Source organism: Oxynema mangrovii CENA135 (assembly GCF_016632315.1).
GTDB lineage: Bacteria > Cyanobacteriota > Cyanobacteriia > Cyanobacteriales > Laspinemataceae > Oxynema > Oxynema aestuarii.
On the sequence record NZ_JAEOXH010000001.1, the window covers coordinates 353,403 to 368,605 of the forward strand.

Annotated in this window: 11 protein-coding genes and 1 CRISPR repeat array; of the genes, 10 read left to right on the forward strand and 1 reads right to left on the reverse strand. The window is 46.1% G+C overall.

The features are described from left to right. Positions 1–53: 53 nt before the first annotated feature. Positions 54–1,226 carry a helix-turn-helix transcriptional regulator gene (locus JJD41_RS01410; protein ID WP_200664388.1) on the reverse strand — a complete coding sequence of 391 codons (1,173 nt, stop codon included), beginning with the start codon at positions 1,224–1,226 and terminating at the stop codon, positions 54–56. A gap of 254 nt (positions 1,227–1,480) precedes the next feature. On the opposite strand from JJD41_RS01410, the gene cas10 reads away from it, so the two are divergent. From cas10 to JJD41_RS01460, 10 genes are all read left to right on the forward strand, one after another. After that, positions 1,481–4,459 (forward strand): type III-B CRISPR-associated protein Cas10/Cmr2, encoded by a 2,979-nt coding sequence (gene cas10 / locus JJD41_RS01415; RefSeq protein WP_200664389.1) that lies wholly within the window; start codon positions 1,481–1,483, stop codon positions 4,457–4,459. Then, positions 4,459–5,565: a type III-B CRISPR module-associated Cmr3 family protein gene (locus JJD41_RS01420; RefSeq protein ID WP_200664390.1), complete on the forward strand. Its 1,107-nt coding sequence runs from the start codon at positions 4,459–4,461 to the stop codon at positions 5,563–5,565. Before cas10 ends, JJD41_RS01420 begins: the two co-directional genes overlap by 1 nt. Next, positions 5,565–6,419: a type III-B CRISPR module RAMP protein Cmr4 gene (gene cmr4, locus JJD41_RS01425; RefSeq protein ID WP_200664391.1), complete on the forward strand. Its 855-nt coding sequence runs from the start codon at positions 5,565–5,567 to the stop codon at positions 6,417–6,419. The genes JJD41_RS01420 and cmr4 overlap by 1 nt, the downstream gene beginning before the upstream one ends. 51 nt (positions 6,420–6,470) lie before the next feature. Further along, entirely contained in the window at positions 6,471–6,860 is a 390-nt protein-coding gene (locus JJD41_RS01430; protein WP_234488458.1) for a hypothetical protein, read from the forward strand. Between the two features lie 4 nt (positions 6,861–6,864). Beyond that, positions 6,865–8,829: an RAMP superfamily CRISPR-associated protein gene (locus tag JJD41_RS01435; protein ID WP_234488459.1), complete on the forward strand. Its 1,965-nt coding sequence runs from the start codon at positions 6,865–6,867 to the stop codon at positions 8,827–8,829. After that, positions 8,814–10,508, forward strand: coding sequence for a hypothetical protein (locus tag JJD41_RS01440; RefSeq protein ID WP_200664392.1), 1,695 nt, complete (start codon positions 8,814–8,816; stop codon positions 10,506–10,508). Before JJD41_RS01435 ends, JJD41_RS01440 begins: the two co-directional genes overlap by 16 nt. Positions 10,509–10,642: 134 nt before the next feature. Next, complete coding sequence (gene csx18, locus JJD41_RS01445) at positions 10,643–10,921, forward strand: CRISPR-associated protein Csx18 (RefSeq protein WP_200664393.1); 279 nt, start codon at positions 10,643–10,645, stop codon at positions 10,919–10,921. Further along, positions 10,918–11,913, forward strand: coding sequence for a CRISPR-associated endonuclease Cas1 (gene cas1, locus JJD41_RS01450; RefSeq protein WP_200664394.1), 996 nt, complete (start codon positions 10,918–10,920; stop codon positions 11,911–11,913). Before csx18 ends, cas1 begins: the two co-directional genes overlap by 4 nt. Next, positions 11,913–12,194 (forward strand): CRISPR-associated endonuclease Cas2, encoded by a 282-nt coding sequence (gene cas2 / locus JJD41_RS01455; RefSeq protein ID WP_200664395.1) that lies wholly within the window; start codon positions 11,913–11,915, stop codon positions 12,192–12,194. The genes cas1 and cas2 overlap by 1 nt, the downstream gene beginning before the upstream one ends. Positions 12,195–12,379: 185 nt before the next feature. Then, positions 12,380–13,909: direct repeats of the CRISPR family, unit length 36 nt; unit sequence GTCCCCACTCGCTGGGGAAACTAATTGAATGGAAAC. A gap of 443 nt (positions 13,910–14,352) precedes the next feature. Then, positions 14,353–15,192: a DUF4382 domain-containing protein gene (locus JJD41_RS01460; protein ID WP_200664396.1), complete on the forward strand. Its 840-nt coding sequence runs from the start codon at positions 14,353–14,355 to the stop codon at positions 15,190–15,192. Positions 15,193–15,203 lie beyond the last annotated feature (11 nt).

Genomic DNA, 15,203 nt, shown 5'->3' on the forward strand with positions numbered 1-15,203 from the left:
TTGCGTAAATTTACGCGGCTGATTGGCGATCGCGGCTCATCAGATTGTGTTGACTAGCGATCGCGGGTAGAGGAGTAACGAGCGAGTAAATTGATGGCGGATTGTAGGTGTCGTTGAGCCAAGGATTCGGGAGCGAGAATTTTGGCACGGTCGGTATAACGGTTAACCCAAAGCAAGAACTCTTCTAAGGAACGTTCGGGCAAGGGAAGAGAATAATCGACATATTGATGCTCGCCTTGTCGATCTTTGGGGCCGAGTTTGATGTGTTGATGAGGATGGCGACGCTCGCCTTCGAGAATGAAATTGACGACCGGAGGGAAAAAGCGCACTTTCACCGAGATCGGTTCTAAGGTGCCATTGAGTTCGGCTTGTTGTTCGTCGAGTTCGCCTAAATACAAACCCCATCCGTTTTCGAGTAGCCCATGAGCCGCCTCTAAACGTTGTTCTTGTATAGTGAGAGGACGTTGCTGGTTGAGGAATCGGCAATAGTTACGGAAGCGATTCAACCGACTGACGGCGAGTTGTCCGGTTTCGACATATTCGTAAACCAGATACCAAGCAATATCGTGATAAATCAATTGTAACGGCCAGATGCGGGTAGAACCATACCGATCGCGACCGTAAAGATCGAGGGAGCGCGATAATTCGACAGCTTGACCGTCGAGGATGGCGGTTTCGAGTCGGTCGAGTTGAGCGAAAAGGGTATCTCGTCTGGAACCGCGCAGATGTTCCGGGTCGGTTTCGACAATCGTGCGATTGAGATGGGAGCGCACGGGATAGAACAATTTCCCTTGAGCTTCTACATCTAAACCGCGCAATCTTTTGCTGACTTGTTGGTAAACGCGACGGGCGATCGGATTGGCTTGATACTGGGCTTGAGAGGCTAAAGCGTGCAATGCCACTTGCAATTCTTCTAAGGTCATGGCGCCCGTGCCGAGATAGTAACCCCAACGATACATGCGGCGATCGAGGATCTTGTAATCGCGTAAGGTTTCTAGATCTTTGCGTAACGTTGCCGGAGCTGGATAATCCGGCGGCCATTGAAACTCACTCCCCAACTCCAAGACTTTCGCTCGCACAGCATCGAGAGCATTGCGATGTTTGTCCGATTCCTTGATTTTGCATTCCCCCACCCCTGGATAACGCACTAGGGTGGCCATCAACACCATCAATCGCTCGAAAGCCGTGCGATCCGAATAAGCATGAATACTGGGTTTTTTGGCCATTTCGCCCTCTCCCCTCTCTATTGCCGCTTTCCAAAAAAAAGATAATATCGATCTCTTTCTTACGAGAATCCTTCAACCCCAGACGTAAAGAAACATTACCCGCTTGAAAGAAAAATTGGTAAATATTGTGAAATTAAAGACAAGCGGGAATAGAAAGTCTATACTTGAGGGAGAGAATTAAATGAGATTAAAACCCGTCAAAGGGGAAGAGGGGTAAAGCCCTCACTGGATGGCGATTACTTAACTATAAGGATATGAGTAAGGAACCTTTTTGGCAAGCAAAAATCTGGGGATTGTTACACGATCCGGCGTTGAAAGCATTGCATGACCATACGGGCCGTGGTCGCGAGGGGTTTTGGGAGATTGTCCCCTTAATGGAGGGATGGCAATCTCCGAAAGAATCAGGGAAAACAATTTTTGAACATATCGGTGCCTCGGATTTGATTGCATCGGCGAGCGATCGCGCAATTTTAGGGAATGTTCCGAGCAACATTAATTACGCACCGAGAAATCAACAAGAGAAAGGGTTAGAAATTTGTCACTTACTTTCTGGAGAAAAACTCAGTAATTGGAAATTTGCTGGACATGAAGAATTGATCCAACAATCAAATCGGAGGGAGTATCTTGTTGAGCGAGAAAGCTCGCTTATCAAATTACTGAGCGCAGAAATTGAAGCACTCCAGCAAGAAACGGTTGAGTCCAACAAAGTTCTGTTGCAAAAGAAATTATTTTGGAAGTTGTGGCGTTGTTGGCCGATCGCCATCTGTCGGGCATTTAACGATGATTCTTTGATGTTGATGCCTGCTGACACTCGATTACCTGATGCTTCAATTTGGAGTCACAATAGTATAACCGCAGCACTTGCAGGAGCTTTAGCCGGATATAATCTGACTTCTGAAGAATTGGAGGCGCGGTGGAATAAAGAGCGGAGTTTGTCTCATGCTTACATGGCCATCTTCAGCTTTACTCCCGTTCAGGAATTAATCAAATCTAGTCGCAAAATGCGGGATTTTTGGGCAGGGTCTTGGCTATTACATTACTTGTCAGCCAAGGTATGTTGGGAATTGGCCAAAATTTATGGGCCGGATAGTTTTTTATATCCGAGTTTATTTGACCAACCCCTGATTGATGAATGGCTATTGCAAGAATATCCTGATTTTCAAGAATGGATCGAGCGTCCGACCGAACGACAATTATTGACGGCGGGTTTTCCCAATGTTATTGTCCTGGTTTTGCCGAAAGAACGAGTTGAAGCAGCAATGCAAACCGCCCGACAACTCATTCTCACTCATTGGAAAGAATTAGGGAATAGCGTTTTTGAACAACTCCAAAATCAACGTCATTGGATGTCCGATCTCAAGGCAGAAAGTTCGAGTTGGGATGGATGGCTAAAAGCTCAATGGCAAACTTATTGGACGGCTTTACCCATCGGGAAAGAAGGCGAAAATCTCAAAAGTTCAGCGATTCCCATCGAGCGAGAACAAGAGTTACAAAATTGGCTCGATGCTCTCAACAAGGGATATAAATTAAATTCAGAGCAACAGCTATTTTATGATGAAGAAATTGATTTTATGCGTGCGAGTTATCAATATTTATTGGAACAACGAGGACGGCGCTTTAGTGTTAATATTGGGTCTTGGTGGCCGTTTATTTTCGATCGCCTTCGCTACAGTTTGAGTGCGGTCAAAAATTCAAGAACGTGGCAAATCCCAACGGCCTTTGGACCGCGTTCTACGATTTCTGGATTAGGCCCGGTGGTTCATCCCGATGAAGAAACCGATTGGATTGTTGAAGGAGAAACCAAAAAACTTTGGCGACACCATGCTGGATTATTTGACGGTCGCGAACAACTCAATGCAACGGAAACGGTCAAACGTGCTTTGCATAAGATTTTACCGAATTTACTCGGTCGTGACTCCAAGCAATTAGCAGCTGCCTATCCCGATTTGAGTTCGGGACTGGCAGGATACTTGAAAAAAAATGGACGTTTGACTTTAGAACATTTTCATCGAGCCTGTCAGTCCGTACTTGATTTACTGCGACAAGATCGAACCGTTCAATCAGAAGATTTACTCTCACAAGATTGGGGGATTCCGTGGATTGACGAACATCAAGATCAAGGATGGCATCGCTACAACCCGCGCTTTATCCATGCAGGTTGGCTGGTTGAAGAATTGGAAATTCCCGAAGAAGAGCGTGTCCGTTATCGCAATCAACTCTCTGCAACGATCGCCCAGTTTTATCCTTACAATAATCCAACGGATTGGTATGTATTAGCGGCAGGAGATGGGGATGGAATGAGCCAGTGGCTGAAAGGAGAGAAAATGCAACCGTATCGGACTTATATTCCCTCCGAATTGAAAGTTACCGAACCTTTAAATGAAAGTTTCGAGAAGTTTCTCAGTCATAAAAAGCGAATGGGTCCGGCTACCCACAATGCTCTGAGTCGTGCCTTACTTGACTTTTCCAATCAACTGTTGCCTTACTTGACAGAAAAGCGTTATGCCGGACGTTTAATTTATGGGGGTGGAGATGACGTTTTAGCTTATACGAATTTGTGGGAATGGGATGAATGGTTACACGATATTCGTGAATGCTTTCGAGGAGACAAAGACCCAAAAAATGAATTTCGGAATGAAGGCGATTACTGGCAATGGCAGCAAGGAAAAACCGAACCGCCTTCGGGTTTAGCGAGTCGTCCACTCTTTACCATGGGGCGGTATGCAACAATCAGTTTTGGGATAACGATCGCCCATCAATCTGTACCCCTGGCCATTGCTTTAGAAAACTTGTGGGCAGCCGAAGACGCGGCGAAAAAACATCGCAATCCCAATGGAGAGCAGAAAGATGCCGTACAAATTCGGTTGCTTTACGGTAATGGCAATATTCTCGAAGCCACTGCCAAGTTTGATGTTTTTTATCGATGGCAGTCTTTATTAAATTATCCCGAACTCGATAGTGCCTTATTCGAGCAAGCGGCGGCATGGTGGAGCGAACATCCTGCCCCGGTTCTGGAAGCGATTAATTCATGGACAGCTTTATTTTGCATTCGCCGCGAGACATTTAAGACTCAGGTAGATCGCGATCGATTTCAAGAGCATTTGACGGAGTTTCTGGAATGTTTATATTCAACTACCGAAGAGCAACAGCGCGATCGCGAAATCAATAATTGGCTCAAATTAGCCGCCTTTATGCTTCGCAATCGTCAGATCGCATTAGGAGGTCAATTGTAATGTACTGGTACACCCTCACTCCACTGGATGTCTTACTGCTGCGAGATGCAAAGCCCTTCACCCCTGGAGAAAGAGCTTGGGCAGGTAGCGTATTTCCTCCTAATGGTCATGCGATCGCAGCCGCTTTACGCGCTTCGGTTGGAAAGCGGTTAGATTTTAAAATCAAAGGAGTTTTTTTCTGTTATCAAGAGACTTTATATTTTCCGCGTCCATTAGGCTTTTTCGGTTCAATTCCTTTAGTTCCTTTAGCATGGATAGACCAGACAGAATCGTTTTCATTCTTGTGGGATCGCTCATTACCTTGCCCTCTTGTCAAACCTCAAGATATTTTTATGGATCGAGACCATGAGCAATTAGAACCCGGTGTTCTTTACCATCAATTTTTACCGAGTTCGACGGTCAAGCATTATTTAGAAACTGGAACGATTGAGGATTCACAATGGCGAACAAAGGATTCCGATCGAGTTCAACCCTGGAGCGTTGAAATGCGATCGCACAATTCCTTACAGGAAGGAACCCGCCAAGTTAAAGAAGCCGACGGTTATTTTGTCGAAAATGCGATCCGCATGAGTTCGGGATGGAGTTTAGCGATCGCCGTCGATTGCATCTTCAAGTCTACAATCGTTCAACTCGGCGGTGAAGGACATCGAGCCATTCTAGAACCCTGCGAGCGATTAAAAGCACAATGGGAAGAAATTGCGGCCATTTCTCAACAAAATTTTCTCAGAGGAGGTAAAAGTGTAGGCTATTTGATTACACCTGGAGTATTCGAGCGCAAGCACGATCGCGGTCAAAGTATCTGTCGAGCGTGGCCGTGGGAATGGAAATTAGCTCATACCGTCAATCAAAATCAAAATCCTGGCCATTTAGTCAGCGTTGCAACCGAAAGAGCCGTACCCATTAGTCGCCGAATCCGCGATCGTCGCCACGACAACCGCAGTATTCCCGCTCCCCAAGTGTTTGCTGCTCCTGCGGGGAGTATGTATTACCTCAATCAACCGGAAACATTATTTCAAGATCGCACGGAAGCTCCCGCCTCCATTCAACGCTGGCGGCAATTAGGTTACTCAGAATTATTGTGGATTTCCTACCGAGGAGAAAATTGATGTCAAACTTAGTTTACCTCTACCTTTTAGCCCCATTACATACTGGGGGAACGACGCAAGAAGGGAATTTATTAGGCATTGCACGAGAATCTCATACTGATTTACCATACATTCCATCAAGCACCATTCGTGGACGCCAACGGGCCAGTGTGAGCGATCGCCTCATTCGGACTCAACTTTTCGGTCCGGAATTAAAAGATTTAGAAGATCGTGACTTTGTCGAACAATATCAATCAGAAACGGGTCACCAACTCACTCAGCTCGAACAGGGCAATATCTGGATCGGTGACGGTTCCATTTTATGGTTGCCCGTTCCTTCTCTCAGTCACGGTGTGATTTGGATAACTTGTCCGATGTTACTGCATCGTTGGAAACGCTTCAATCCCGGTTTGCCAGAAATTCCCCCTAAGTATTCCACCAATCTCAATTCTAATCGCTCGGCCATTTATTTAAAAGATGCCATTTTCAAAAATCAGCAGCTTCAAAATTGGAATGAATGGAGAGCTTTTATTCCCCACCATGAAACGACACAAGTAATAGAGCGCGTCCTAGTATTATCGGATCGAGATTGTGCAATCTTAATTCAAATGAGTTTATGGCGTCAAGTCAAGATTAAACTCGACGAACATAAAACTGTAGATGGTGGATTTCGTTATGAAGAAGCCATTCCTCCGGAGACAATCATTTATTTTCCGTGGGGATTGACATCAGCAGCTAATGGCCAAAGTGCTGAGGCTGAAGACAAGTTTAAAGAGCATTTAGAAAAACATGAAATTATCCAAATCGGCGGCCAAGAAAGTTTGGGGCGTGGCTTCGTGCAGCAATGGTCGGGAACGACGGCTAATCAATCGTAAAAAGCTTCTAATTAGCTGCCATCTTTCTTTGATTTTTTAGGAAAATTACTGATGATTTTAGACCCACGTGCAATTTCTACCCCCGTGTATGAAGCGCTTTCTGAATTGCGATCCCAAACTCAAGACAATACTGGTCTCAAAGAACAGAAAAACCAAGCGGTTGAACTTTATACTTATCTCTCGACTTGGGGAATGATGCGTCTGAAAGCTGAAGAACAAGCACTCAGTCAAGACGGAAAAAAGCAGGTCGTTCGTGAATACTTCAAATGCTTGCAAGAGCTTTCTGAAATAGAAAATCTGGAAGGCGATCGCGGATTAGCTACGCTTAAAAATCTCACAACGGAAGACTATCTAGGTTTGACAGGTTTGGGATTGTCACTGGCGCGAGAATTTAGCTTTTGGGCGAGTGCTATTTATCATGACGTTTCTGGAGAGGACTAAGGCAATGACACCCAACCCAATGGAACGACCCAAACAACCTAATCCGCCTCAGCCTCCGAAAAAGAGCAAACCCGACCCGAATCAATCGGTTCAACGACCCAATCGCCCTACTCCTCGGAATAATACGAATAACCACCAGGGTGGCGGTGGTAACCGGGGTGGTGGTAACCGGGGTGGTGGCGGTGGGAGAGATCCCCAGCAAAGTCCCTCTCCGTGGTTGTATGAGGATTGCGAACGGCAAGCCGATCGCACGGCAAGTTTTGTGGAATATCTACGTTGGATGCGATCGCCGGACCCTACCCATAAAGATGCGACCAAGGTGCAGATTCTGCAAAAGGCAGAAGAGAACGCTCAATATCACCAGCGTCTGAAACAACTCAACGATCGCACCAAAGCCATCGCCGGAAATGACAATACTTTTCAAGTTAAATGTTCTTGGCGGATTCGCGTCGGCGGACATCGCGGTCCAGAAAGTATTTTATTGCCTGCTTTCGATGCCCTGGGAATGCCCTACATTCCTTCCGCCACTTTGCGCGGTGTTGCCCGAACTCAGGCGATTCGAGAGAAAATGTCTGAATCTGGCATGACTTGGAAGGAGGCAGATAAAGCCGTTGCGCCCTATTTCGGACATCTGGAAGCCTCCAACAAAGCCAACCGTTCCGGGAAAGTCGTATTTCTCGATGCTTATCCCTTACCGAATAAACTTGGCTTGACTGTCGATATGGCCAACAATATTTGGAAATGGGAGAATGATGCTTTACCTTCCTATAATCCCAATCCCAATCCATTTTTATCCCTCAAAGAACCTACATTTTTAATTGGCTTGCGCTTGGTTACCTCTTGTAGAAACACCGCCATTTTAGACCAAGTTAAAAAATGGTTGATTGCTGGATTGCAAAAAGGAATCGGTTCTCAAATCAATAGTGGCTATGGAGCATTGATGAAAGCTGGGGCTGGTCAAGCAGAATGTGGATTTTTTACTGTCCAATTTAGTTTAGAAGGTCAACTCATTCACGGACGCCAAAAGTTTACTAAATGGTCTTGGAACAATCGGCATCAAAAATGGCAAATGAGAGGACGAGCTGATGCCGAAGTTCGCCCCATTGCCTTTAAATCAATGTTACGCTACTGGTTTCGTACTTTTGCATTAGGCGTACTGCCCCCAGCACAAGTACAAGACTGGGAAGCTACCCTATTCGGTGGGATTAATCCCAAACGATGGGGTTGGGTTCGGGTTCAAATTTTGAACGGTCGGGTCACCAAAGAAGAACCACAGGGTAAACAAGATCAGTGTGGCGAACAAGTCGGCGACTTAATTTTGAGCTATTCTCCCGAAGCTCCTCTAAACGAACACCAAACTATTGAAAAATTATTCAAAGCGTTAACCTGGATGATGTTTCATCTTGGAGGAGTCGGACAAGGTGCGCGGCGTCCTTGTTATTCTCGAACAACGCGACAGCACGCACCTTGGTATCGGGGTTCGACGTTATATCCAGAAGGCAACGATAACTTCTGGAAGTTGCCCGATACTGTTGACGAGTTTAAGGACTTATTTCAACAGCGCCTGCAAGATTTTTATCAGGCTTTAGGTCAGTTCAATCAACGTCAGATTCTAACCAATCATCCTTTAGTTGTAGGACAAGTTAACGGCAATTCTTGGAGTGAGGCGATCGATCGTCACTGTCAGATCGTTGTAGTTTCCGGTTCTGACGCTAACGATAAAGGTTTTGCCGTAAAAGTTCTCCACCAACAATTTCATGATTTAGAACATAACAGGAGTGTTCAAGAGGCTAAAAATTTATGTGGTGGAATAGGAAGAACCGTTATAGCTTCTCCAATTTGGATTGCTGATTTAGGCGACTATCAAGTTGTTACTGTATTCGGTGCTAATGAGAATCCTAGAAAAACCTACCTTGAGAGTTTAAAACATAAGTCTGACGAATTTTCTAAAATTTGGCCGATGCCTTAAATCGATTAAAACTTTTAATTTCTATTGAAACGTTGAATTCTCTAGCAACGCTTCAATTTTTCGAGAATACATTCATTCAGGTTACTAAAACAATGGCTCAATCTTCAAACTTCAAGCTCGATCGCGTAGATACTTTAATTATTACGGTTGGGACTCGTCAAGTCGGTTGGCGCTCTTCAGACGGAATTATTCGTTGTTTTGGAGCCGATGGAGATCGCAGTCATCCTCCTCATATCGATCAATTATATGAAGAATTAAAGATCGAACGTCAATATTACGAAGCGGATAAACCTGCAATGCGTTGGAGTGTACGTGATTTGGGTAAGCGTTACTACGACCATTGTGAAGAATGGTTGGGTGGTGATTTTAGCCAAGTTGAGTTGTTACTCGACCATAAAATCATAGAAGATAGTGTTAAACTTGGTTTAAAACATATTATTTTGTGGGCGACAAATCAACCAGAAACGATCGCCTGGAATTACCGTCGCGCAGATACTTTATGGCTCGCTCAATTAATGAAACGAAAAATTGAAACGACCTGGAAAGAGGTAAAAGTTGATGCGATCGATCCGATGGTCAATGCCGTAAATCGTCGTCTGATTCGGGAAGAATTTGAGAAGTTTATCTTACCTTTTGCTTTAGAAACTCGTCAGTCCTCCCCTCAGAGCGATTTGGTTTTATTAATCGAAAATAAAGGAGCCGTTCCAGCTATTGCAGAAAGTTTAGAAATTTGTGCGGCTGCCTTAGTCAGAGAATTCCAAGTCATTAATGCAAACCCGAAAGAACCTAACCCGCTTTATCAAGAGATAGAAGGGCTATCTTCAGCATCTCGTTCCCAAGAATATGATTTGGTGCCAGTGAGCGAGTATTTTTGGCCTTTGGAGCGATCTCGTATCATTTCTGCATGGGAGCGAGGAGATTTTAAAGAAGCTCAAGTTTGGTTGTCAGCTCATCAGCTGCGCTACAAATATTTATATCAGCTTGCCGGATATTTGTCATTAGTATCCAACTGGGAAATTCTCAAGTTTTTTAATGATAAAGATCTTGAAAATGGTTGGTTGAGATCTCGCAAAGTCGAGCAAGTGGCTGGAAATGAAGCAGTGCAACAATGGCGGGATTCTTTACTGAAAATCAGAAACAATCGAGTTTTACAAACCTGGGAAACTATTTTTTTGATTTCTTTAGAACTTCAACAAGAAAATTACTCTACGGCCTTCATGCAATTTTCTCAGACGTTGGAACGCTTATTGTATATTCGGAGTCAACAAGAAAATTGGTTAAGCCTCAATTTGATTACCATTCCCCCATCTTTTACTAGGCCTTCTGAATCTTACAATCCAAGTTTTAAAGACTTAATTGTTGGGTGGAGTAAGAAAGATAATATTTCTCGTAACGATCGATGGTACAAAATCCTACACGAAATTCGTAACAAACGAAATGAGTTAATTCATGAAGCTAAACCCATGACGCGATCGCAACTGCGTTCTCTATGGGCAAATAATTGCTTTCCCGTGACTATTAATGACGATCCAAAAATTTTAAGGCAGTTAATGTTAGAAGTTTTCACGAAAATTAGCGATCAAGATTGGGAGTTACCTCAAACACCTTTGTTGGAACAACTCTCCCAATGGGGTCTAGAGATTTTGCAAAATGAATTAGCCCAAGCACAACTCGCTTAGTTTTCACTTTTCGCTTTTTGGGGAAGACGATCGCCGCTCTCTACTACAGTGCGATCGCCTCCCCCCCTTCATCTCATCGAGGCATCTTTACGCGCCTCTTTCCAGCTTTTTACCAATCAAATAGGAGTACCTTTATGTACTTGACTTATCGTTCCGCGTTGGTTCGTAATATTTCTGTTGCCGCTCTCAATGGTTTGATTACGTTAGTCATTTTGCTGATTGCCCCATTAGGGTTAGCTGCGGTAATTGGCAATACTTTTTTAATTACCCTCGCCAGTTTCTTCACTGGAACCTTTGCCGATGTCGTCGTTCGTTATTTGCAACCGAGTCATCCCCCTCACTCGGTTGGAGCCAGCTTGGAGAATGAATCGGCTCTCGGACAACGCCACCCCAACCACCTCGACCGCCAATGAGAGCGCTGTATGTTTCCGAGCAAGGGTGTTATTTATCCTTGAATGACCAACTTGTGCGAGTTAAGCGCCAAGAGACCCTGTATGCCGAAGTACAACTTCCCTTGCTCCAAATGATTTTGATTTTCGGCAAATCGCAAGTCACGACCCAAGTGATTCGGGCTTGTCTCTGGCGCAATATTCCCATCGTCTACCTCTCTCGCATGGGATATTGCTACGGGCGCATTTTGCCCATCGAACGGGGCTACCGACAACTCGCACGCTATCAAGACGACCTCACCCTTAGCGACCGCTTGCAAGTTGCTCGCGAAATCGTCTGCACCAAATTGCGTAATTCTCGTACCGTTTTGATGCGACAACATCGCCGTCAACCTTCGTCTTCTTTAGATTTGGTCATTCAATCCCTAGCCGTGCTTGTCGAAAAAGTACGTCAAGCCGACAACATCCCCCGGATTATGGGTTTGGAAGGAGCGGGGGCCGCTCAATATTTCTCAGCTTTTGGCGATTGTCTCAGTTCTGATGAGTTCATTTTTGGAGATCGTTCTCGTCGCCCGCCCGGAAATCCCGTCAATGCTTTGCTGAGTTTTGGCTATCAAGTCTTGTGGAATCACTTACTGGCTTTGATTGAAGTTCACGGACTCGATCCTTATGTTGCTTGTTTGCACGAAGGTCATCGTACTCATGCGGCTTTGGCTTCCGATTTACTCGAAGAATTTCGCGCTCCTTTCATTGATGCGTTCGTGATGTATTTAATTAATCGCAAGATGATGGACGTTCGTGATGATTTTGTTTACCACAATGGAGGCTGTTATCTCAATGATGTCGGACGAGTTAAATATCTGAAAGCTTTTGTCAAACGGATGGAGGAAACTATTACCGATGAGTTTGGGGAAAGTCAACCGAAATGGGATTTGCTCAATCAACAGGTCAAAGCTTTCAAACAATTCGTTTATGACCCCGTGAAACAACCTTATGTTGCCTACCAAATTCGCTAATGTTGTTGTATGTTATCGTTTACGATCTTCCAGACAATAAGCGTCGTCAGAAAATCCACGACTTGTTAGAAGGATACGGACAATGGGTACAGTATTCGACCTTTGAATGTTGGCTCAGTTCTGACAAATATGCAGAACTCCAAAAACGGTTGCGTTGCCAACTTAATTTGGATGAAGACAGTATTCGATTCTATCCTCTTTCGCGGCATACAGTCGCTCAAGTCGAAACCTGGGGCATCGGTCCGCCTTTATGGAAAATACCCGGTTCCACAATTGTCTGACTCTCCTGCGAGGCTCGTCTCAAATCCCTGAAATGCCCAATCTTCGTTACGAGCCTCGATCCCTTGTCTGTCAAGCCTTTGAGCCTTCTTCCCTCCTCTCTTTTGGGCCGAATGTCATGACAAAATGGCTGAGGCTCGCAAACCGCCTCTGGACATCTGACTGCATAAGGGTTTCAATAGAGGGGGTCCCCACTCGCTGGGGAAACTAATTGAATGGAAACCTAATAAAACTGCTTTGGGGTTTTTTGGTTTGGCTTTGGTCCCCACTCGCTGGGGAAACTAATTGAATGGAAACGTTTTTTTTATCGGTCTGTTTGTATAAATTTTTATCTAGTCCCCACTCGCTGGGGAAACTAATTGAATGGAAACCTTAGGAGCGCAATGGTTAAAATGTAGAAATTCACAATTGTCCCCACTCGCTGGGGAAACTAATTGAATGGAAACGTTCCTCGTCCCACCCCTCGAAAAGGGCCTCCCAATAGTCCCCACTCGCTGGGGAAACTAATTGAATGGAAACCGCAGAGAGGAACACAACTCTGGCGATCGAGAAGCATCGTCCCCACTCGCTGGGGAAACTAATTGAATGGAAACTTCGCCTCCAAGGAAAGAAACTTCTGACCGAAACTGTAGTAAGTCCCCACTCGCTGGGGAAACTAATTGAATGGAAACGTATTTATCCATTATTCCTATTCCTCCAGGATACGGTGTCCCCACTCGCTGGGGAAACTAATTGAATGGAAACCAGCAGAGATCAAGTACTCGGTTTTTGCGTGGTGGCTTAAGTCCCCACTCGCTGGGGAAACTAATTGAATGGAAACGTGATGACCGTCAAAGTTGACCAAAAAGATCACCTTTGGGGTCCCCACTCGCTGGGGAAACTAATTGAATGGAAACTTGCCAATCGCGAGCAGCGTATTTCTTAATTTATCGAATTCGTCCCCACTCGCTGGGGAAACTAATTGAATGGAAACGATCTGTCTGCCGAACCCGTCGCTCTTTCCCTTCTTAATAGTCCCCACTCGCTGGGGAAACTAATTGAATGGAAACCCGCCCCCACTCTTGCTACTTTTAAATGGGGATAAGGAGTCCCCACTCGCTGGGGAAACTAATTGAATGGAAACTCTCTTACGGGGGACTGCCCCGTGACGATCCGGTAATTCCGGGTCCCCACTCGCTGGGGAAACTAATTGAATGGAAACTTTCTGGGCTGAACCGTCCCTGCAAAGGATGTTCCCTTCAGTCCCCACTCGCTGGGGAAACTAATTGAATGGAAACGCCCGTGAGGTTGGTGCCCGTGAGGTTAGCACCGAGTCCCCACTCGCTGGGGAAACTAATTGAATGGAAACGAGGCGCCCGAAAAATCCCATATTTTGCGCCCGAAAATAGTCCCCACTCGCTGGGGAAACTAATTGAATGGAAACCTGTTCTCGACTTTGGTCAGAGAGGGTCCCACGATCGTGTCCCCACTCGCTGGGGAAACTAATTGAATGGAAACAGGGGGAGACAGCGAAAGACTGACAACCCTTCAAGGAGTCCCCACTCGCTGGGGAAACTAATTGAATGGAAACTCTAAACGATAAGATCCAAGTTCCTCTTCTGTATTATCTGTCCCCACTCGCTGGGGAAACTAATTGAATGGAAACCAGAGGTATTCTTACCTGAACGAGGTTTAGCTGTAGGTCCCCACTCGCTGGGGAAACTAATTGAATGGAAACCTTGGGCAAGCCATTGAACAACCCGTCAGTAGTAGGGGCAGTGGGTTTGGCTGGAGTCCCTACGGGGGCGATCGCACTGAGGGCGCACGAGGGCTGCTGACAGGAAACCCTAAAAAAAGATAAAAATTTCCCCCGATCGCCACCTCAAAATTCAGGGAAATTCCCCGCCAAAACATCGACGGCGCGATCGCGATCGATCGTCGAATTCTCAAGACGCAGACAGACTGAAAATGCCCTGCCATCGGTAGAACAATGGCTTTTTCTCCCGGGCGATCGATCCCTCAAATCCTTGCCATTTTGCCGATTCATGCCCTAGGAGGGGATTGTAAACTTTCGAGAAAAACGCTTTTGTGTTGGATAGATAAGCAAAACGGAGCGCGACTCACTCCCCCCGCGCCCCCCATGCTTGTCGAAATTTTAGATGAATTAAGGGCGAACCGATTGTGAATAAACCCTCTTTCAGCGTAGCAACCTTGGCCGCGATCGCGATCGCCTCGGCGACTGTCGGGTGCGAACGCAGCCAACCCCCCGAAAGCGGAACCGCACAATCTCCTACTGGAGACCCCGGAACCCTCGCCCTGCGCGCTAATGGCGAAGATTTCGTGCGTCGGGGCTTCGTGTCCAAAGATGGCTGGCAAATTAACTTCGATCGCGTGGCGGTCCACCTCAGTGACGTCACCGCCTACCAAACCGATCCCCCTTACAACGCCGAAGCGGGCGGTCCGATTCAAGGACAAACAGAAATTACCCTCGTCGAGGCAAAAACCGTGGATTTAGCCGCAGGTGACGCCACCGCCGAACCGATCCTCGTCGGCGAAGTCTCCGCCCCCGCAGGTCAGTACAATGCCTTGGCGTGGACTCTCGCCAAAGCCCCCGAGGAACCGGAGGGCGGATATCCCTTAATTTTGGAAGGAACTGCCCAAAAAGACGGCGAAACCGTCGAATTTACTCTCAAAATTGAAGATGAAATCACTTTTCATTGCGGCGAATTTGTCGGCGACGAACGCAAAGGGATCGTGCAACCTGCCAGCAATGCCGAATTGGAGGCGACGTTCCACTTCGACCATTTATTCGGCGATGGCGAACTGCCTCCCGAGGACGAACTCAACCGAGGGGCGATCGGTTTTGAACCCCTCGCCGCTTTAGCCCAGGAGGGTAAAGTCGAAACGGATTTGGCCCAACTGAAACAAACGTCCCCGACGACTTACGACAAAATCGAGCAAATTTTGCCGTCGTTGGGTCACGTCGGCGAAGGTCACTGTCACGCCATGCCCAAATCTTAAGGGCGTTGGTG

Excerpts from the sequence above, each read along its gene's own strand:
- JJD41_RS01435 (WP_234488459.1), top strand. The coding sequence starts at position 6,865 with ATGACACCCAACCCAATGGAACGACCCAAACAACCTAATCCGCCTCAG.
- csx18 (WP_200664393.1), top strand. The coding sequence starts at position 10,643 with ATGTACTTGACTTATCGTTCCGCGTTGGTTCGTAATATTTCTGTTGCC.
- cmr4 (WP_200664391.1), top strand. The coding sequence starts at position 5,565 with ATGTCAAACTTAGTTTACCTCTACCTTTTAGCCCCATTACATACTGGG.
- JJD41_RS01420 (WP_200664390.1), top strand. The coding sequence starts at position 4,459 with ATGTACTGGTACACCCTCACTCCACTGGATGTCTTACTGCTGCGAGAT.
- cas10 (WP_200664389.1), top strand. The coding sequence starts at position 1,481 with ATGAGTAAGGAACCTTTTTGGCAAGCAAAAATCTGGGGATTGTTACAC.
- cas1 (WP_200664394.1), top strand. The coding sequence starts at position 10,918 with ATGAGAGCGCTGTATGTTTCCGAGCAAGGGTGTTATTTATCCTTGAAT.
- cas2 (WP_200664395.1), top strand. The coding sequence starts at position 11,913 with ATGTTGTTGTATGTTATCGTTTACGATCTTCCAGACAATAAGCGTCGT.
- JJD41_RS01410 (WP_200664388.1), bottom strand. The coding sequence starts at position 1,226 with ATGGCCAAAAAACCCAGTATTCATGCTTATTCGGATCGCACGGCTTTC.
- JJD41_RS01430 (WP_234488458.1), top strand. The coding sequence starts at position 6,471 with ATGATTTTAGACCCACGTGCAATTTCTACCCCCGTGTATGAAGCGCTT.